This is a genomic window from Aliidiomarina maris, from assembly GCF_003987335.1.
GTDB classification, from domain to species: domain Bacteria; phylum Pseudomonadota; class Gammaproteobacteria; order Enterobacterales; family Alteromonadaceae; genus Aliidiomarina; species Aliidiomarina maris.
The window spans coordinates 12,246-31,007 of the sequence record NZ_PIPK01000001.1; the positions used below are offsets into that span (position 1 = coordinate 12,246).

Below are 18,762 nucleotides of genomic sequence, written 5' to 3' on the forward strand. Positions count from 1 at the left end.
GCCTTAAAACGGGCTGTCGCAGCACCAATGAACAGGCTCGCCGCTAAATGGGTGTTGAACCTGTAGCTCGCTGGCGTGCAGGAGTAATCGGTCGGCCAGCTGTTGACTGGATGCGCTGTGATACAAATCACAGCCAAGGATTGGATGGCCAAAATACAGGCTATGAATTCTAAGCTGATGCGTACGTCCGGTGATTGGGGTAAATTCCACCAATGTACGCTGCGGTTGTTCGAGGCGTTTTAAAACACGAAAATGGCTGGTTGCGGCCTTGCCGGTTTGGCTGCAAATTTTAACGCGCGGGAACTGGTTTTTATCTTTTGCGATCGGCGCACTAATGACGCCTTCGTTATCGCTTACCCATCCTTCCAACATCGCGATATAGCGCTTTTGCACGCCACCTGACTGAAATTGCTGATTAAGGTGCTGCGTTGCCTGCTGGTTGAGACCCACGACCATAACACCTGAGGTGCCGAAATCGAGCCGATGGGGTAATTTTGCGGCACTAAACGCGGGGCTTATGCCAGGCTGGCCATTCACCAGACGATAATGCACCGAATCAAGGTTCAGCGGGTTTTTACCCGATAAACTCAACAGGCCAGAAGGCTTATTAATCAATAAGATGGCATCGTCTCGATAGAGAACTTCAACAAAGCCATCGCAGGCGGACGCAATAAAATGATCATCACTATTTAAAACCTGCAAACCACCTCCAAAACCTAAGCAACATTGAACCTTCGCAGTGTATCAAGCATGCAACAGCGCCCTTACAACTTATATGGCGAAAAAAAGAGCCGCTATTGTAAGCAGCTCTTGTGTAAAAGGTAAGGGCTCTTGGCTACTCTTCGAATCGAATCGTTGTGGTACTGCCCGACTGAATCGTAACATTTTGTCCTTGAATGAATTCAAGGTCAGTTGCCATTTCAGGGTCATCGTTGGTGTCGCAGGTTAATGCTGCGAAGTATTCACCAGACTCGATGAAGCCAATTTTAAATTCATAGCTGTCCACGTTATCGAAGCGCACCGCGACACTGGTGTAGGCATCGTCGTCGCTGTCACTATTGCCCTGCAAGTCGGCTAATTCAAGATCTGAACCTTCAAACAGGTAGACCGCAGCGACTGGATCGCGTAAATCGCTTGGTGCGACATCACAATTTTGATTAATTAGAAGTTGCTCAGCCACCTCACCTTGTAAATGCCCTACATCGACATTGTCGACTAGGCGCACGCCACGCGGCGTCAGCAAGTATCCATCTTGGCCTGGTGGGTTACGCAAAGCGCGACGTAAATCAAATTCCAGTGTGTAATCAAAGTTGCCGCCGGCTGTCAGTGTCGGGCCGTCTAAACGCAGCTGGTTCGATGGAATCCGAATTGGATGGCGCTCGCCGTCCACCTCCACATACCCACCGTCGGTGATATCTAAACGCAACTGTCCATAGCTTCCAGCTGGCAACTCAGCGCGCTCGATAAGCGCCTCTGAATCAGCACCTTGCAAAGTTAACAAGTCGACACCACGAGTGTTCGGGATAACGTTGCCACTATCGTCTACGCATGCATCATTCGCCTCTACCGCTACGGCATCATCGCCAATCAGGTAGCGTTGGTTGCCCATCCCGTTGCCCACCAGCTCTATACCGCTAAAGCATACGACTACCGCATCAGCTCGGTCGACGGGGGAATCACTGACTGCAAGCGAAAACTGCGCCATATCATTGTCTGAACTGTTAGATGAATCGCAAGCGGTTAGCGCTAGTGCCGCGGTAATAGCGGAAGCTATCAGTGTTAGATGTGTTTTAGATGTGTGCATGAATGCATCCTCTTAGGCATCGCTCAAGACCTTGTAAGATCGAACAATACATAGAAAGTTAAAAGTTACTGAACGTTTGGTCGGTTTTTTATTTTAGCAACGCCCACTAACGACTCCAGCGCCTTTGCACTTCTATTACAAAAGTTTAATACATTCTATTGCTTTAATAGGTTTTGGTTAGACTTCGCGGCAACAAACTAAACGTCTGCACCCAAGGGATTCTGACTACAGCTGTCGACATTACCCTGTGCATTCATACGCACGCTCAACCAGGCTGTATAAATGTGGTTGTCTTTTTCAAATACATGGGTATCAGGATAGAGACTTTGCAGCGATTACCTTTACGCTAAATTTTGTCTCCACTTTTCGAGTTCGGGCTTACTTCCAGCGGTCGGCCTCGCCATCGAGGCCAGCCACTTTGAATTCAGCGCCAAGTGGTGCGCGAATAGTTGGTTCCGCGACCAGCACTTCACCACAGTATATGGGCATACTTAACCCAACGCTGTCGCTGACCGCTTCTTGCCATGTATCTAGTGCGTGGTCAGCAACGTCGATGTACCAATAGACAACGTCGTTTTCAGTACCCCATCGCATACTTTTTAGATCGGAGCGTTGCAATACTAAGCGACCTTGCTCTTCATCATCGGGGCTAGGCGCATATAACTGAAAATCGCAATATTCAGCATCGGCAGCCTGCACCATGCCTGACTGCAACGAAACGCCCAACGAACATACCAATCCCAAAACCGCTAATAACTTCAAGGTCACTCCTTAGTCAAAGTCATAAACTGTGCTCTAACAGCCAGCTTCGTACTTGTTTAGCTATATCGTCCGTCATTCTATCACCGCCAGAGTCGAAGAAGCTGTGGTCCATATCGTCTACAAATAGTAGCTCAATATTATTTTTGTTAAGTGCAACCAGCTCACTATGCATAGCTTTAACAGCATTAGGAGATACCGACAGGTCGCGACCTCCTTGCACAATCAACGCGGGTATATTTAGCTGGTATAGAACGGCTTTCAGATCAAGCTCAAGTGCGCTGCGCCACCAATGATAGCCATGGTTGCTTACCTCAATATCAAATGGCTCATTGGTTAAAACGTGCTGAGTAAACGCTCTAAAACCTTCCAGCACAAATTCGGTTTCACTTTCCGGTGTGGTTGATATGATATTATGCTCTACATCCTGCAGAAACCAGCGACCGCCGCCATTGAACATGACGACCGCATCCGCCATGCCAAATTCAGCGGCAAATACTCCAGCAACGGCCGCGCCCTCGCTGCCTCCCATTACTACAACACGTTCATACCCTTGATACGTGAGCACATGCGTAAGCACAATATGGGCGTCAGTCGCACGCTGCTCTAAACTATCGTGTTGCAGGTAAAAGCTGGGACAGTCGGTTCTCTCGGCGTTCGATGTATACGAGAGACTGGCTGTAATCCCTGGCTTTTCAATTAGAAGTAAATCCGCGTGCGGCAAAATCGCTGATGATAGGCTTCGAATCAACTGATTGTGTTTAACGCTATTACAGTCAGACCCTTGAAAAAATACAACCAGCGTATCAGCTGTCGCTTCATTGCTGCTCTCTTCAAGATAGTATTGGATTGGGTTTTGGTTATCGCCCGCTATTTCCCGCTCAATTTCAAAAGTAGTGATATCGGTAATCGCCATCGCTTGTGTGAAGATGAACGAAAAAGCCACTAACATCCCTTTTAGCGCGTGCATTACATTACTCCTTCAAGTTAGACACCCGCCGCCAGCTGCTGCCGAGTCTGCCAACGCCGCCACACAATAAAGCTACCACCCGTTAAGTACATCGCCAGTGAGTACATAGCAGCAGGCAGCGCAATGGTGCCGTCATTAAGCACACTGGAAGCAATTAAGATCGCAAGTGTTGAGTTCTGCACACCCACTTCAACGGTGATGGACGCGCGTTGGCGATCATTTAAGTTAAACCAAACCGCGAGTAAGAAGCCTATAATCATCATGGCAATGTTAAGCAACAATGCGCTTGGCCCTGCACTGACTAACTGACCGAGCAAACTGTCGCCCTGTTCGTACATGATAATGACGATTAACAGCCCTAAGAATATGGCGCCAAACGCGCTGATTTTGGGCTCAAGGCGCTGGGCAAATGGCGTGCGCCAGCCGCGAACTAGCATGCCGAGCCCTATCGGTAATAGGGTAATTAGGAACAGCGTCAACATCATTCGCGTGACAGGAAGCTCAATAGGAACGCTGGTGTCTTTAAAGGTGGCAAGGGCCAAACCCACAATAATTGGAATGGTGATAATCGTCAGTACACTGGTGATTGCGGTGAGTGTCACCGACAGCGCTAAATCGCCACGTGCATGATAAGCAATTAAGTTGGACGTCGTGCCGCCTGGGCAGGCCGCCAATAACACTAAGCCTACAGCCAACGCGGGCGCAGCGAGAAGCCACCCTGCAATCAAAAAGCCAACGGCAGGCAGCAATACCATTTGTCCAAGTAAGCCAATCGTGACGGCTTTGGGGTATTTCACCACACGGGCAAAGTCCTGACGCTCGAGGCTTAGCCCCATACCGAACATAATGATGAAAAGACTGAGTGGTAATACAAGTTGCGAGAAAATACTACTGGTCATTGGGTTAGCTTGTTGTTGCTTTAGTAATGGTAGCTACCATAACGAAGTCATCCGCAAAAGGCGACTCTGACCAGCACATCCTAGATTGTTTTCTCTGACACACCGTTAGCAAGTGTATCGGCAACGGATTGCACTTCTACCCTGTTGCGCCCTGCTCGCTTGGCGCGGTATAGCGCATCGTCGACGCGTGAAATTGCACTGTCCACGCTATCATGCATAAGCAAGCATCCGACGCCCACACTGGTCGTTACAGGCGACACATTGGCATTCAGCGGTTCAAGGTGCTCGACAGTTTGGCGTAAACGCTCTGCTATGACAGTGGCGACTTCGAGCTCGGTGTGCGGGAGCAGCACAATAAACTCCTCACCACCGAAACGGGCAAATAAGTCGACATTGCGCAGCACTTTGCGACACGCATGGGCAACTTTGCATAACATGTTGTCACCGGCTTGGTGGCCCAAGGTGTCATTCAGTTGCTTAAAATTATCAAGATCGAGCATGATAATTGATGCGGCTTCTTGATAGCGGGTAAATTCTTCTAAGCGTTCTGTAATTTCGGCAATAAACCGACGTCGATTATAAATACCGGTTAACGGGTCGGTTTCGCTTATGCGGCGCAATTGCTCTTCCAACCGATAACGCTTGGTAATATTGCGAGCGACCCATATCACCGCTTTTTCGCCATCGACCAAGCCTTCAAATGGCGATACCTGGCCTTCAAAATGAATTGCATCTTTCGGGCCGCTAGAATCATCCAGACCTTTTACGTCACGGCCGCCCAAATCATACTCGAAAGTAATCATGCAACGGCGCTCAAGGCACATGCGAATTTGTTCAAGGAAGCTTTCAGCTGCGTAGCGAGGCAGCACATCGAACATAGATAAGCCCACTAAGTGCGAACCATCGTGGTAATAACTGGGGTCTGAGCCACCGTATACGCCTGCATAACGCCCAGACTCGGTGATTAAAAACACGGGGTCCGGTAAGGCGGCTAAAACCGCTTCTAAATTATGGTTGGTGAGTTTCAAATCGATACCTTTGCAACGCAAATTTGCACCTGAAAAGTAACGTCACGCGCCGAACATAGCGTGACCGTCTGAAAGTATATTTACACTTGTTCCCTGCCAATGTCATGTAGTTTATTGCACAAATGAAACAATATTTTGACATCTTTATATTTAATTACTCCAATTTCCGCCATTGCCTAGCCATGAGGTTATAAACACTGGGTTAAGCTCTTAACAACCCCATTGCAAGGATGCCGTCATGTTATTCAAAATTACCCTATTCATGGTGCCGCTGTTGGCGCTTCTATACGTAGCTATGGCTTCGCCCACATTCGCACAAGCACAACTAGCGAGTGTGTTGGAGCAGCAACAAACTATCGATGTGACTCAATACTTGGTCAGTGAGAAGTTTGACGGTGTGCGTGCAATTTGGACTGGCAGTGCATTGATCACCCGCCAAGGCAATCCGATACATGCGCCTGATTGGTTCACTGCAACGCTACCAAAGCGCTGGCTGGACGGTGAACTTTGGATAGGTCATCAACAATTTGAAGCTGTCAGTGCAATTGCGCGCACCCAAGTGCCGGATGACGCCAAATGGCGCCAAGTCCACTATTTGGTATTTGATATGCCAGATCTCGTGCAACCGTTTGCCGAGCGTTACTCAGCCTACCGAGCGCTCATTGCTGACATGCATCAACAATCAGCCTTGAAGCATATCGATAGTTCACACATTCAGGCAGTGGAGCAATTACGCTTCCATCAGCGAGATGAGTTAGATGCCTACTTGGCAGCGCGCATTGACGCCGGTGCGGAAGGGTTAATGCTGCATCACGCATCTGCATTTCACCAAGTTGGTCGCAGCCAGGCTATTTTGAAGTTAAAGCCGCATTTTGATGCGGAGGCTGAAGTCATCGGCCATCTGCCGGGGCGTGGTAAATACACCGATATGCTGGGCGCGTTACGGGTGAGAAACACCGAAGGCCACGAGTTCTCGATTGGCACCGGTTTTAGTGACGCGCAGCGTGCGGATCCGCCGCCTATTGGCTCTGTCGTCACCTATAAATATCACGGTTATACCAACAGCGGCTTACCGCGATTTACTAGCTTTCTGCGCATTCGCAATGATTAGGCCGCAGCCTCACATGCGCGCTTTACACAGCAGTGTGCCCCCAAATGACTAAAGCAGCCATGACGCCGAGAAAAAGCAAAGCACCAAATAACCATATGGCAGGAAAAAAGCGTTTACTAAAAGCGCGTGTTAACGGCACCAGCCAGCCTAAACCTACTAACACGGCACCGAGTGTTGCAGCGCCCGCAAATGAATGCAGCACGCCAAGGACAAACGCTTGCCCCCACATGTCGCTAAAGGACAGATTCGGAATCACAAGACGCAGCGCATAGAGCTCGATCACACCAGCCAACACCACAGTGATGACCACCGCAGCTACACTGCCCACGGCATGTGAATTCAAAGTCACTTGCTTAGAAAATTCGCGCTGGTATTTAATCGATCTCACAACTGTACCTCGCCTAAAGATTTTAATGTATTGTGCACTGATATACGGCACTATAGTAATCAATATGCAGTATGGTTACGTAATTAAACTACTAGTTTAGCTCAGGACACGCCATGCAACCGCCGGTGCAACCCTCCAATGAAGCACAGCGCCTTAAAACGCTTGATGAAACTGCTTTGCTGGATACTCAGAACGAACAACGCTTTGACCGTGTAACCCGGCTGGTAAAGCGCTGTTTGGGCGTGGACATCGTACTAATCTCCTTATTAGATGAAACTCGCCAATGGTTTAAATCCAAACAGGGTTTGGATGCCTGCGACACACCGCGCGAGATATCATTTTGTGGTCATGCCATTCTCCACAGCGACATATTTGAAGTCGCTGACAGCCTTCAAGATGTGCGCTTTAAAGATAATCCCCTTGTGACTGGGGCGCCCCACATTCGCTTTTATGCAGGTGCGCCGTTAATCATTGACGGCTCAGCTATCGGCACACTGTGTGTGATTTCAAAGGCCCCGCGCATGCTTACCAGCGGCGAGCGCGAAACTTTGCGAGAATTCGCAGACTTGGTCGAACAGGAAATTGTTGACCGATTACAAGAGCAAGCCCATGCGCAGTTGTCAGCGCGCGAGTGATTTCATTGGTAATAAAGTGCGCAGCTACGCCAGCGTAATTCACCCTGACGACCAACAACGTCTTGAAATCGAAGTTCAACAAGCCTTGGCGAACAAGCGATGGTAGCGCATCCTTCCCCTACGCGAGCTCAAAGTTAAGCGAAATTTATGGCGTTACCCCTGAACAAGTCAAAGACGACGCGACTGCGGTATTTGCGACTATCTACCCTGAGGACCTACCAGCATTGGCCGCAAGTATTCAGCAATCTGCACAGCAACTAAGCCTGTGGCAGCAAGAATACCGACTGATGCAAGCTGACGGTAGCTTGCGCTGGGTATCAGGTCGTGCCATGCCTGAGCGTATGCCCGATAACAGCATTCTTTGGCACGGCTACATATACGACATCACCACCACCAAAGAGTATTATCTCGCTCTTGAGCGTGCAAACGACGATCTAAAACTAGCTCAGCAGCGCTTAGAATTATCCAGCCAGCAAGCACAGATTGGTTATTGGCAGGTGTCTTTGCGCAGTGGAGCATTATGGTGGTCTCCGATGATTTACGATCTATTCGGTCTTGATGAACAAACCACCAACCCAGACTCGGAGCTATTTAAACGAATTGTTCAACCCGACGATTTAGATTTGGTTGAACGTAGCGAAGCTCAAGCTATCGAAACGGGGTATCACGATGTAATCCATCGCATTATTCGCGCCGACGGTGAAGTACGTTGGGTGCATGAACTTGCTTGAGTACTGCCTGCCAATGACAACCCAGATTTGTTAACGATAGGTTCGATGCAAGACATTACAGAGCGCATGCGTTTGCAGCAAGTCATGGCAAATTTACTGTCAAATGCAATTAAGTATTCGCCTATTGACGGTGTCATTCAGGTTGACCTGGCGGTGCAAGACGATGTTCACAAAACGATGACTATTTCGGTCGCTGATCAAGGCCCCGGTGTTCCACCTGCATTCCGAGAGCGCTTGTTTCAACGCTTTTCCCAGGCTGATGGTAGTGATGCACGAGAGAAAGGTGGAACAGGCCTGGGCTTGGCTTTATGCAAAGAATTGGTTGAAGGCATGGGCGGTAAAATCTGGCTAGACACAGAAACCGCCGTCGGTAACCGTTTCTCTGTCTCGTTTCTGTCAGACGCTACCAGCACACACGACAATGACCATGATTAAACTCAATGCGACCACCGCAACAGCAACCATCTTGGTAACGTGCAAGTTGAACGACTAAATGGCGTAGGCGCTCAGTAATACCCAAGCGAGCGAAATGTTGGCAGAGGTTTGGCGCTAAATTCCAAGCCACTGCACGAGGTGTGGCGTCGCCCTCGTTCATACTGAATGCCAAGGTGGCTTCAATATCGTTTAAGATTGGAAATTCATCGTGCAATTTCGCTAATTCGACATGCGCTGAATGGGCCATATGCGTTACCTCGTTTTCTGCTAACTTCTGAAGCAGGCTCACACTAAGTATGCGAAATACAATGCAAAGTGTCCGCTAAGGGTCAGCAAAGTCGAAGTAAAGATATTAAGTAAAACGTAAAGTCAGCCGGCCCAACGGCGTAAAAATTCTAATTGACGCTGCTCGTTGGCGTCCGGCTGATAGGGCTGGGTGTCTAACAATGAAGGCTGTAACTGCCCAAGTGGCCAGCGCGCCTGGGCACTGGTGCCATAGGTTGCTAAATCACCGGGATAAGAAGACATCCGCTCCAGCACTACATGGTTAATGAATAATGTCTCTGGCTGACTTGGCAACACACTGTGGTGCGCTTTGAGCCACATACTTTGGCGTCCAGACGTGCTCGCGCCACCCAATCGGTGCCCTGCACATTGGCACTTTCAATGGCATCAAGATGGGCGCTTGGGATATGGAACTGCAAATCTGCCGATACTTGCTCCGGTGCTCCAGCCACCCGAACATATGCTCGTACACGCAGTTGACGCGGCCAATCTTCTTGTGTCGAGATAGTAAACTGCATGCCGCCGCTGTTGGCTAGCACTTGCTGCGTATCAACATCTATCAGCTCAATACGCACATCGCTGACATCAGTGGAAGCATTCACGCGACCCGTAATGGGTTCCGGAAACATGAAGTAGTATTGGCTTAACACCAGTGCAAGCTTGCCTTGACATACCTGCTTAACTTAGTTAATTTAGACGTCTAAACATCTAAACATCTAAACGTCCTTATTGAGGTAATGCTATGATTGGCTCTGCCTGCCGTCTTTGGTTGTTCACTGCTGTGCTAAGTGTGTTCAGTTTTGCTGTGGATGCAGCACCACAACGCGTGTCACTTGATTATGCTTACTACAATCCACTTAGCCTGCTACTCAAAGAACAGGGTTGGCTTGAAGAAGCACTGGCCGATAAAGGGGTCGAGGTACGCTGGGTGCATACACAAGGCTCTAACCGTGCCCTCGAATTCTTACGCGCTGGCGCGATTGATTTCGGCTCTACTGCGGGTTCTGCCGCCCTAGTAGGTCGCGCGAATGGCTTACCGATTGAAGCTATTTATCAGTATTCTCAACCCGAATGGACCGCGCTGGTTACCACCCAAGACTCGACCATTCGCAGTGTCGCTGACCTGCGCGGTAAACGGGTCGCGGTAACGCGTGGTACCGATCCGCATATATTCTTACTGCGCGCACTGGCTGATGCGGGTTTAACGGAACGTGACATTCAAACCGTATTATTGCAGCACGCCGATGGCTACAACGCGTTGTTGCGCGGTCAGGTTGATGCTTGGGCAGGCCTTGACCCACATATGGCGCGTGCCGAACTCGAGGCTGATGCCGTGCTCTTTCACCGTCAACCGCAGCTCAATACCTATGGGCTACTGAATGTGCGTGAAGCTTTTGCCCAGCAACACCCCGAGATTGTACGTACGGTGATTGCGGCCTATGAACGCGCTCGGCACTATGCACTTGATAACCCTGAAGCCTTACAACAGGTGCTGGTTGAAGCCGCTCGAATTTCACCGGACGTAGCAAAATTACAGCTTGAACGCACCGATATCAGTCAATCTGATGTGCACAATACGCATCGACAGCTTCTACGCGACACCGGTGAGGTGCTGCAAAGTATCGGTATTTTGCGCCCGCGTGTTGATTTGGAAAGCACCATCACAGGGTTAGTACCTCGGGATACCCAGCATGCAGAGGGGGCGCAATGAAGCAGGAACTTGTCACAGCCGAGCTCACTAAGCCGCGGCTGACGTCGGCGCGCGTTATGCGTATTTTTTTAGCCCCAATACGCCACTGGAAAGCATGGGTGCTGCCCACCATCATCGTGGTTGTGTGGGCACAATTAGCCGCACGCGGCGTGCTACCAAGTTATATTCTGCCCTCGCCTGCGGCTGTAGTTGAAGAGCTTCATTACCTGTGGCAAACAGGCGAACTCAGTCAGCATATTCATGTGACGTTATTACGTGTGGCTACGGGGTTCGTTGCCGGCGCTTTAGCGGCAACCCTGTGTGGTGCCTTAGCCGGTTATTCAAAGCTATTTCGTGACTTTGTTGACCCAACATTACAAGCCATAAAAGCTATCCCCTCGCTCGGTTGGGTGCCTTTGTTTATTCTTTGGTTTGGCATTTTCGAGACCTCAAAAATTGCCTTGATTGCAGTCGGCGTATTCTTCCCCGTGTATTTAAACCTGATGAACGCCGTACGTGATGCTGATCGCAAGCTGTTTGAAGTAGCCAAGGTGTATCGGCTATCCACCTGGCACACGATAACCCGTGTGCTGTTGCCGGGCACACTGCCCGCCTATTTAACCGGCCTGCGTTCAGGCCTTGCCCTTGGCTGGATGTTTGTAATTGCTGCCGAACTTATGGGCGCAAGCCAAGGTTTAGGATTTTTAATGTTAGACGGGCAAATGACGGGTAATCCAGCGGCAATTATCGGTGCCCTATTACTGTTTGCTCTATTAGGCAAAGCCAGTGACTTGTTACTGACAGTGCTTAGTGCGCGTGCGCTAAGTTGGCAAGACGGCTGGCAGTCGTCTGAGCAGTCATCAAATTAGGGGGCATTATGTTGCAATTGGAACAAGTTTCGAAGCAATTCACTGACCGCAAAGGTGCGCGCCATCTGGCCGTTGACGCAGTCGATATTACCATTCGACAGCACGAAATTATTGCCTTGGTGGGCACCTCGGGCTGCGGTAAATCAACCCTACTGCGTATGATAGCAGGCCTGGACGCACCGACCCACGGGCGAGTCACGCTAGGTGGCAACACCTTACAAGGTCCCCATGCTGACATCGCCATGGTGTTTCAAGAACCGCGCTTAATGCCGTGGCTAAGTGTCCGCGAGAATGTTCGCTTGGTCTTATCAGGGGTGAGCAAAGCTGAGCAAGATGCGCGCATCGAACAGACCTTGAAACAGGTACAATTATGGAGCTTTCGCGACGCGTTGCCGCGTCAACTTTCAGGGGGCATGGCACAGCGTGCCGCGATTGCGCGTGCCTTGGTGTGTCAGCCTAATATTCTATTATTGGATGAGCCATTCAGTGCACTGGATAACTTTACCCGTGAAAGCTTGCAACAACACGTGCTCGAACTCTGGGCCGCCAGTCAATTTACTTTAGTCATTGTCACCCACGATATCGAAGAGGCGGTCAGTATGGCGAATCGAGTGCTGGTGATGAAGAGCAACCCAGGGCACATTCAGCAGCAAGTAGATATTCCCTTACCCTACCCGCGCGACCCCCATAGTGCTGAATGCATTGCGCTGAAACGCACTATCAGTGCGGCACTCAAAGTAGGGCCTCTATCACAGCGGCCACCGCATGGGTCAGCGCATGGGCAATAATAGCACTTTCTAACCCATAGCGTAAAAACAGTAGCCCAAATAAGCTTCCGAGCAACGCATTGGCACCGACAATATACAGCAACACTGACGGTGTCAGTGCGATGTCAAATACTTGAGTAACAGGTAAGTGACCAGCGCCGAACGCAACCGCGCAGACAATCATTGCGGTGTACGCGTATATCGGTTTAGGAGGGCCATTGCGCCGTTGAATAAAGCGCCACATGAGCCACAACACAATGGTCATGAGACCAAAGCGAACAAGCACTTCCTCGGTCACTCCACCGTACAAAATTGCACTGATAAGTGGCACATCTAGGTTTACGGCTTGTAAACTTGCAGGTGCGATACGTTCAAACCCAATCAGTAATAGGCCACACACTACACCAGCCAGAAGTGCGGCAGGAAGCTGCTGGAACAGCAGTGGCAATCCTCGACGCCGTTCCACCCACGCTTCAATGACAGGCGCTCGCAAGCCAACTTTCGGCCCTAAACGTACCCCCGCCCACACCATCAAAGCTAACATCACCGAGCTTTGCGCTATCATGGCGGCAACCACGATCCCCACAGGCGCCGCAGGTGGCGACACCTCAACTAACTGTGGAATCATCGTAAACGCCACGGCCACCACACCCAACATACCCAGCGCCCAAATCACCAACCCAACCCGCAGCCGAACCCTAGATTCCGATACTCTCACCGCACTGCCCTTTATGTTTTACATTGCAAATAAAGTGTGAACAATAAATCGGCAGCACGCAACTAGCTTGTTACGACAATTGCATCCGCGGTCATTGCGCTTGCCAAAATTTACGTTGACGATAAGCTATAGCGCTTTGATGACTGACTAGGCGCTGCCATGTTGCTTACTCGCACTCCCTATATTCGCCAGCTTTTAGCGCGCGTGCACGAAGACCGTTTACTATTAGTGCTGCTGTTGGCGTTGCCGGTTTTACTGTGGCTGGTGCCAAGCAATGTTGTCAGTTTATTTCACTTGGTGGAGTGGCATACGGTGACAGCGCTGGCGGGCTTAATGGTGTTAAGCCGTGGGCTTGAAGACAGTGGCTATTTAGCACGCTTGGCAGCTTGGCTACTGGGGCACCAGCATTCCCAGCGTGTCTTGGCTTTTATTCTGGTGGTATTCGCCGCGCTTTTGTCTGCGGTGATCACCAACGACGTCGCACTCTTTGTTCTGATACCTATTTGTCTTAGCTTGGCGCGTATCAGTGATATTAAACTGGGGCGACTGGTTATTTTTCTCGCCCTCGCGGTCAATGCGGGTTCTGCCATGAGCCCAGTCGGCAACCCTCAAAACTTGCTATTGTGGCAGGCCTCGGGCATGACATTTATCGAATTTACCCGCATGATGCTGCCCCTCGCCGCGCCTTTAACCTTATTCATTGGATTACTGGCATTGCTTGCTTTTCCTGCCGCGCCACTTAACTTTACCGCTGCAGGTACAAGCCCACGCCATGCAACTCTGTTTCGCTGGTCACTGTTTGGCTATGTGCCGATGATTATTGCTATCGAGCTTGGGGTTGGGCCAGTGGCGGCGATATGTGTGTGCGCTTTGTACGCACTGCGTGCGCGAACCGTACTGCGCTCAATTGACTGGTGGTTACTGCTGATTTTCGTGTTGATGTTTATTGATTTAGGGCTATTAGCTCAGCTTGATAGCATGCAACACCTTGCGCAATGGCTGATAACCTTACCTGGTGAAGCATTAAGCGCCGGTGCGTTGCTGTCTCAGGGTATGTCGAACGTGCCAGCGGCGATATTCTTACAAAATTTCACTCAGGATTGGCGTGGTTTAAGCTGGGGGGTGACAGTCGGAGGCTTCGGCTTCGCAATTGGGTCGCTGGCCAACCTGATTGCGCTGCGCTTAGCGCGCCAACCCAATATGTGGCTCGCCTTTCACCTGTGGTCAGTGCCCCTATTCTTAATCAGCTTAGCCTTTGCTGCATGGTTATTGCATTGAGTGACTGTCGTTGGCACTAAGTTTTGTTATCATATACGCCATTAACAAAGCACGACATGAAGCACCACCTAACATACTGCAATTTACGACAGGCGTTTGTATGAGTAAAAATCTTGAAACTATTGTATTAGAAACCCCGACAGGCTCTAACCATGTGCTGTTGCATTCATGCTGCGCGCCATGTTCGGGCGAAGTCATGGAACGTATGGCGGATGCGGGAATTAAATTCACGATTTTCTTTTACAACCCGAACATTCACCCGGAAAAAGAGTATTTGCTGCGTAAAGAAGAAAATATTCGCTTCGCCGAAAAACTAGGTGTGCCCTTTATTGATGCCGATTACGATGCCCGCAATTGGTTTGACCGCGTCAAAGGTTTAGAGCACGAACCTGAGCGCGGCGAGCGCTGCACCGTATGCTTTGATATGCGCTTTGAGCGCACTGCCCAGTATGCCCATGAACATGGCTTTGATACCATTACCAGTTGTTTAGGTATTTCGCGCTGGAAGAACATGGAGCAGATCAACGACTGCGGCCAGCGTGCGGTAGCACCTTACCCAGGCATGCATTACTGGACATTCAACTGGCGTAAGCAAGGTGGCGCCGCGCGCATGGTCGAAATTGCCAAGCGCGAACGCTTTTACCAGCAAGAATATTGCGGTTGTGTGTATTCGTTACGCGACACCAACAAGTGGCGAATGCAAAATGGCCGCGAGCGGATTCAAATCGGGGTTGAGTACTACACCCCTGACAAATAAGACAAAACCAGTGAGAGGCGGTTCACACCGCCTCAGTTCTGGCTTTGCGTGTCATACTTGCCAGCATTTTGCGCACGTCCATTGGCGTGCTGCATACCCCTTCAAATGGCACGAAATAACGCTGCCGCGTCTGCATGAGATAGCAACCGTCCGGATAGATCGCGACCATTTTAGCGCCTTGGCCAGCTTGGGTCGGTATTGAATCTGTTGGCTCGAAAGCCTTTTTGTACTGCTGAAGCAACAGTGCACAAGCGTCTGCGTGATCCTCATTCATATGCTTGACCATGCCCGCTTCATCCTCAGCGGACCACTGCGGTGCTGGCAGCAACCATTCATCTGGTGTCAGCCAAAATATCTCGCCAAACCCACCGATATAGCGAATATGCTCAACGCGCATGCCCCAAATCTTAAAATCATGGGCTTTGGTGTAGCCTTGGGCATCGGGAAATAAGCGTAAATAGAGCGCTAGCGCCTGTTTGCCCTCTTCACCCTCAAGAGGTTTCGCATCGCCACTCAAGGTTAAGCGCGCTTGCTCGTTTTGATCGCCGCGTGTCGATGGCTCGAATACCGTGACACTCAAGCGCGGATCATGGTTTAGATTGCGCGCATGCTGGGCAATATCGGACACATAAAACAGTACGTCGCCGGTGTCAGTTAGACCGATTGGCGACACCGAGCCAAACGGATGTCCGTTCATCTTATACGACAAGGTAGAAAATACTGCCGTGCTATGGGTCAGCGCTAATCGCCGTGCCTGACGCGCTGCATTGATTCTATGGGGTGCTGGCACCCTTTGTTGTTTCGCTTCTACTGCCATAATGGCCTCCTATCACTGATTCGTTGTGGATCGCTATTGGCGGACTGCGCCGCCTTTGGGTTCGGCAAATACCATGGGCACACTCAAGGCTGGATGCTGCGCCACATGCATGGGGTGCTCGTATAAGGCACTCAATGCAACAGCGGTGCACACATCACGTGATTTACCCATGCCATGTAATTGTCCATTTTTTAATAACACGACGGTGTCTGCATACGACATCGCTAAATTCAAATCGTGCATCACCGTCAACACTAAGTTGCCTGCACTGGCAAATGCTCGTAGCTGGTGCAGCGCAAGGTGCTGGTGGTGAATATCTAAAGCTGCGGTTGGCTCATCAGCCAGCAACAGCTGCTCACCTGGCAGGTTTGTTTCCAGTTGCGCCATGCAGCGAGCCAGGTGAGCACGTTGTAATTCACCGCCTGATAACTGATCAATATGAGTGTGGGCAAACTGGGTTAAATTTAGAGGCTGCAACCAACGTTTTGCAATGTCACCGCTCACAGACTCAGGCTCGCCGCGTGTCTGCTGCGCCCAAAAGCGCCCTAACATCACCAGCTCGAGTACCGTCATACCTTGTGCAACGGGGGCGTGCTGCTCCATCACCGCGCGTATCCCCGCCAGTTGCGCTGCGCGCCATGCGCTTAAGTTGCGGCCATGCAAATCAATCGTACCTGCATAGGGGATATCGCCTGCAAATGCATGCAGCAAGGTTGACTTACCCGCCCCATTTTCACCAATTAAAGCCACCAATTGTCCAGCTTCGAGTCGCATGGTGATGTCATCGATTACGCGTTTATCGCCACGATCGATGCTCACGCCATGAATATCAAGCATGCAGCCTCCGTTTAAATTTAAGCAGTAACACAATAAAGAAAGGCGCGCCGAGCAGCGCAGTGATAATACCTATGGGCAACTCCGCCGGCGCTACCAGCATGCGGGCGAGCCAGTCTGCAAGTACTAAAACGCTGGCACCCAGTAACATAGAAAGCGGCATCACCCGAATAATCGAAGCACCCACGAGTAACCGTGCTATATGGGGAATAACTAAACCAATAAAACCTATCATGCCGGTTAACGCGACCGCGCCGCCAACCCCTAAAGCGACCCAAATAACAAGCTCACGCTTAAAGCTCACCACTGATATACCTAGGTAGCCCGCTTGACGTTCACCCAGTAGCAAGGCGTTAATGGCATGGCGGCGCCACCAAAACGCCACCGACGCAATCCCCATAGCCAGCAAACCAAAAGGCAAGTTGTCCCAGGTCACCCCTGCTAATGACCCCATTTGCCAAAAGCTCATTAAGCGCAGTGCTTCATCGTCGGCATAAAAACTGAATAAGCCAATCAGTGCACCGGCCAAGGCGTTGAGCGCAACCCCAGCCAGAATTAACGTCGCGATATTCATGCCGCGTAAACCGCCGGCTAAGCGATACACAAGAAATGTCGCGCCAAGGGCGCCGACAAAGGCGCCGAGCGTGACCCAGATATCGCCGACCAAACCAAGTTGACTACCAAAGGCAATCACAAATAGCGCGCACAGTGCAGCACCTGCAGAAATACCAATCAAACCGGGGTCGGCTAACGGGTTGCGACACAAGGTTTGCATGGTGGTCCCCGCTTGTGCCAACACCATGCCCACGGCCAAACCCAGCACTAAGCGCGGTAGCCGAATTTCTGCCACTACGGCACGATGGATAGGTTCAATGCCATTAAGCTCCCCCGGCCACCAACTGACCAACAGCAAGCGCCAGTCGCTCATAACTGGACCAGAGCTAACCGCCAGCACCAAAGCTAGCACTAATAAGCCCAATGTCATCAGCAACGCATAGCGATAGCGCCGCTGTTGGGTATTCGCTTGAGGTGGGTTATACGTCATGCTGATAGGCATACTGAATAACCTGTTGAATCGCGGTGGCAACTTGGGTGGTCATGCCGAGCGCCAACAAAGAATCCATCACCAGTAGCCGGCATTCTTGCGCGGCAGTCACGAGGCGTAATGTTGGTTGTGCACAAAATGCTTCAGGTCCACCAGCAGCATCCACTACATGCTGCGGCGCCATCAGAAAATCGGCTTGATGAAGTGCAAGGTATTCACGCGAGACTGCTTTATAACCTTGATGCGCGACAAGATTATCGACATGTGCGTAGCCAAAGAGCAGATCAGGGACTGTATCGGTGCCTGCGGTCACCACCCCGCGCTCACTGGCCTGAAGAATAAATAAACCACGTGGCGTGCTGTCCGCTGGCGGTTGCTGAGCGTTGAAGCGCTCAAGTTGATGCTCTATTTCGGCACGTAATGCGTGGCCTTGTTCAGAAGCATTCAAACGGCCGCTCACATGGGTTATTAGCTGCAGTAAATCCGCCACCGATTCGGGCTTCGCAAAATGCTCAACCTGAACCCCCGCGCGCTCAATTTGGCGTAAAGTTTGCTTTGACCCTGTGCCTGCTAGCGCCCATACGTGGGTCGGTTGTACCGACAACACACCCTCGGCTGCAAGTTCGCGGTAATACCCAACCACCGGCTTTTGCTGTGCGCGCGCTGGCGATAGACTTGAACTATCCACCGCCACCACCCGCGCTTCAGCACCGAGTGCGAACACGACATCTGTTAGCGTACCGCCAGTTACTACTAATCTGGCATCTTGCGGCAATGAACTGGCGTGGGCAAAGGCAAACAAGCTCAAGCTAAAATAAAGACTGATTACACGCGACATGTAACCGAGCTGCACTGATTTCATCATACAACCTCCTGCGAAATTAACCTTGCAGCAAGTCTAAATGAAAATCATTTGCATTTGCAAATGATTTTCATTTACAA

General features: G+C 50.6%; 24 protein-coding genes. 9 read left to right on the forward strand and 15 right to left on the reverse strand.

The genetic code is table 11. The features are described from left to right. Nucleotides 1-3 precede the first annotated feature (3 nt). The 6 genes from CWE07_RS00065 to CWE07_RS00090 all read right to left on the reverse strand — a co-directional run bounded on the left by CWE07_RS00065 (nucleotide 4) and on the right by CWE07_RS00090 (nucleotide 5,460). Complete coding sequence (locus CWE07_RS00065) at nucleotides 4-702, reverse strand: RluA family pseudouridine synthase (protein ID WP_111567897.1); 699 nt, start codon at nucleotides 700-702, stop codon at nucleotides 4-6. Nucleotides 703-835: 133 nt separating this feature from the next. Beyond that, nucleotides 836-1,804, reverse strand: a complete 969-nt coding sequence (locus tag CWE07_RS00070) for a DUF4382 domain-containing protein (protein WP_111567898.1) — start codon at nucleotides 1,802-1,804, stop codon at nucleotides 836-838. A 378-nt stretch (nucleotides 1,805-2,182) separates the two neighbouring features. Then, nucleotides 2,183-2,566, reverse strand: coding sequence for a hypothetical protein (locus CWE07_RS00075; protein WP_111567899.1), 384 nt, complete (start codon nucleotides 2,564-2,566; stop codon nucleotides 2,183-2,185). 19 nt (nucleotides 2,567-2,585) lie between these two features. Continuing rightward, nucleotides 2,586-3,533: an alpha/beta fold hydrolase gene (locus CWE07_RS00080; protein ID WP_111567900.1), complete on the reverse strand. Its 948-nt coding sequence runs from the start codon at nucleotides 3,531-3,533 to the stop codon at nucleotides 2,586-2,588. Nucleotides 3,534-3,550: 17 nt separating this feature from the next. Further along, nucleotides 3,551-4,432, reverse strand: a complete 882-nt coding sequence (locus tag CWE07_RS00085; RefSeq protein ID WP_111567901.1) for a bile acid:sodium symporter family protein — start codon at nucleotides 4,430-4,432, stop codon at nucleotides 3,551-3,553. 80 nt (nucleotides 4,433-4,512) lie between these two features. Continuing rightward, a complete protein-coding gene (locus tag CWE07_RS00090) occupies nucleotides 4,513-5,460 on the reverse strand; it encodes a GGDEF domain-containing protein (protein ID WP_181452238.1) in 948 nt (315 codons plus the stop codon). Between the two features lie 238 nt (nucleotides 5,461-5,698). On the opposite strand from CWE07_RS00090, the gene CWE07_RS00095 reads away from it, so the two are divergent. Continuing rightward, nucleotides 5,699-6,571 carry a DNA ligase gene (locus tag CWE07_RS00095; RefSeq protein ID WP_111567903.1) on the forward strand — a complete coding sequence of 291 codons (873 nt, stop codon included), beginning with the start codon at nucleotides 5,699-5,701 and terminating at the stop codon, nucleotides 6,569-6,571. Between the two features lie 22 nt (nucleotides 6,572-6,593). Here the strand turns inward: CWE07_RS00095 and CWE07_RS00100 are convergent, their stop codons facing one another. Beyond that, nucleotides 6,594-6,959, reverse strand: coding sequence for a hypothetical protein (locus CWE07_RS00100; protein ID WP_111567904.1), 366 nt, complete (start codon nucleotides 6,957-6,959; stop codon nucleotides 6,594-6,596). A gap of 113 nt (nucleotides 6,960-7,072) precedes the next feature. On the opposite strand from CWE07_RS00100, the gene CWE07_RS00105 reads away from it, so the two are divergent. The 3 genes from CWE07_RS00105 to CWE07_RS00115 all read left to right on the forward strand — a co-directional run bounded on the left by CWE07_RS00105 (nucleotide 7,073) and on the right by CWE07_RS00115 (nucleotide 8,760). Then, entirely contained in the window at nucleotides 7,073-7,594 is a 522-nt protein-coding gene (locus tag CWE07_RS00105) for a GAF domain-containing protein (RefSeq protein WP_111567905.1), read from the forward strand. Between the two features lie 62 nt (nucleotides 7,595-7,656). Further along, nucleotides 7,657-8,325, forward strand: a complete 669-nt coding sequence (locus CWE07_RS00110) for a PAS domain-containing protein (protein ID WP_157983187.1) — start codon at nucleotides 7,657-7,659, stop codon at nucleotides 8,323-8,325. Between the two features lie 45 nt (nucleotides 8,326-8,370). Continuing rightward, nucleotides 8,371-8,760, forward strand: a complete 390-nt coding sequence (locus CWE07_RS00115) for a sensor histidine kinase (protein WP_111567907.1) — start codon at nucleotides 8,371-8,373, stop codon at nucleotides 8,758-8,760. Here the strand turns inward: CWE07_RS00115 and CWE07_RS00120 are convergent. The 3 genes from CWE07_RS00120 to CWE07_RS00125 form a co-directional block, all read right to left on the reverse strand. Then, complete coding sequence (locus CWE07_RS00120) at nucleotides 8,729-9,007, reverse strand: hypothetical protein (RefSeq protein ID WP_111567908.1); 279 nt, start codon at nucleotides 9,005-9,007, stop codon at nucleotides 8,729-8,731. The two genes, CWE07_RS00115 and CWE07_RS00120, sit on opposite strands and share 32 nt — an antisense overlap. 122 nt (nucleotides 9,008-9,129) lie before the next feature. Continuing rightward, nucleotides 9,130-9,288: a hypothetical protein gene (locus tag CWE07_RS14290; protein WP_157983188.1), complete on the reverse strand. Its 159-nt coding sequence runs from the start codon at nucleotides 9,286-9,288 to the stop codon at nucleotides 9,130-9,132. Nucleotides 9,289-9,299: 11 nt separating this feature from the next. Beyond that, nucleotides 9,300-9,674: a KH domain-containing protein gene (locus tag CWE07_RS00125; protein WP_111567909.1), complete on the reverse strand. Its 375-nt coding sequence runs from the start codon at nucleotides 9,672-9,674 to the stop codon at nucleotides 9,300-9,302. A gap of 113 nt (nucleotides 9,675-9,787) precedes the next feature. Between CWE07_RS00125 and CWE07_RS00130 the strand changes: the two genes are divergently transcribed. From CWE07_RS00130 to CWE07_RS00140, 3 genes are read left to right on the forward strand one after another with little or no spacing between them, the layout of a single operon-like run. Next, nucleotides 9,788-10,756, forward strand: coding sequence for an aliphatic sulfonate ABC transporter substrate-binding protein (locus CWE07_RS00130; protein ID WP_111567910.1), 969 nt, complete (start codon nucleotides 9,788-9,790; stop codon nucleotides 10,754-10,756). Then, nucleotides 10,753-11,604 (forward strand): ABC transporter permease, encoded by an 852-nt coding sequence (locus tag CWE07_RS00135; RefSeq protein WP_198679869.1) that lies wholly within the window; start codon nucleotides 10,753-10,755, stop codon nucleotides 11,602-11,604. Before CWE07_RS00130 ends, CWE07_RS00135 begins: the two co-directional genes overlap by 4 nt. 8 nt (nucleotides 11,605-11,612) lie before the next feature. Then, entirely contained in the window at nucleotides 11,613-12,392 is a 780-nt protein-coding gene (locus tag CWE07_RS00140) for an ABC transporter ATP-binding protein (protein ID WP_111567911.1), read from the forward strand. Here CWE07_RS00140 and CWE07_RS00145 read toward each other — a convergent pair. After that, nucleotides 12,337-13,089 (reverse strand): CPBP family glutamic-type intramembrane protease, encoded by a 753-nt coding sequence (locus tag CWE07_RS00145; RefSeq protein ID WP_126818943.1) that lies wholly within the window; start codon nucleotides 13,087-13,089, stop codon nucleotides 12,337-12,339. The two genes, CWE07_RS00140 and CWE07_RS00145, sit on opposite strands and share 56 nt — an antisense overlap. Nucleotides 13,090-13,248: 159 nt before the next feature. Here CWE07_RS00145 and CWE07_RS00150 point away from each other — a divergent pair, with 159 nt between their 5' ends. Further along, nucleotides 13,249-14,367: an SLC13 family permease gene (locus CWE07_RS00150; RefSeq protein ID WP_111567913.1), complete on the forward strand. Its 1,119-nt coding sequence runs from the start codon at nucleotides 13,249-13,251 to the stop codon at nucleotides 14,365-14,367. A 100-nt stretch (nucleotides 14,368-14,467) separates the two neighbouring features. Continuing rightward, nucleotides 14,468-15,124 (forward strand): epoxyqueuosine reductase QueH, encoded by a 657-nt coding sequence (locus CWE07_RS00155; protein ID WP_111567914.1) that lies wholly within the window; start codon nucleotides 14,468-14,470, stop codon nucleotides 15,122-15,124. Between the two features lie 22 nt (nucleotides 15,125-15,146). On the opposite strand, the gene CWE07_RS00160 is transcribed toward CWE07_RS00155, so the two are convergent. The 4 genes from CWE07_RS00160 to CWE07_RS00175 are packed head-to-tail and all read right to left on the reverse strand — an operon-like array spanning nucleotide 15,147 to nucleotide 18,685. Further along, nucleotides 15,147-15,941, reverse strand: coding sequence for a HugZ family pyridoxamine 5'-phosphate oxidase (locus CWE07_RS00160; protein ID WP_111567915.1), 795 nt, complete (start codon nucleotides 15,939-15,941; stop codon nucleotides 15,147-15,149). 33 nt (nucleotides 15,942-15,974) lie between these two features. Next, nucleotides 15,975-16,778, reverse strand: a complete 804-nt coding sequence (locus CWE07_RS00165; RefSeq protein WP_111567916.1) for an ATP-binding cassette domain-containing protein — start codon at nucleotides 16,776-16,778, stop codon at nucleotides 15,975-15,977. Further along, on the reverse strand, nucleotides 16,771-17,832 hold the full coding sequence (locus CWE07_RS00170; protein WP_241973954.1) for a FecCD family ABC transporter permease: 1,062 nt from the start codon (nucleotides 17,830-17,832) through the stop codon (nucleotides 16,771-16,773). The genes CWE07_RS00165 and CWE07_RS00170 overlap by 8 nt, the downstream gene beginning before the upstream one ends. Continuing rightward, nucleotides 17,810-18,685, reverse strand: a complete 876-nt coding sequence (locus tag CWE07_RS00175; RefSeq protein WP_241973956.1) for a heme/hemin ABC transporter substrate-binding protein — start codon at nucleotides 18,683-18,685, stop codon at nucleotides 17,810-17,812. Before CWE07_RS00175 ends, CWE07_RS00170 begins: the two co-directional genes overlap by 23 nt. Nucleotides 18,686-18,762: the final 77 nt, after the last annotated feature.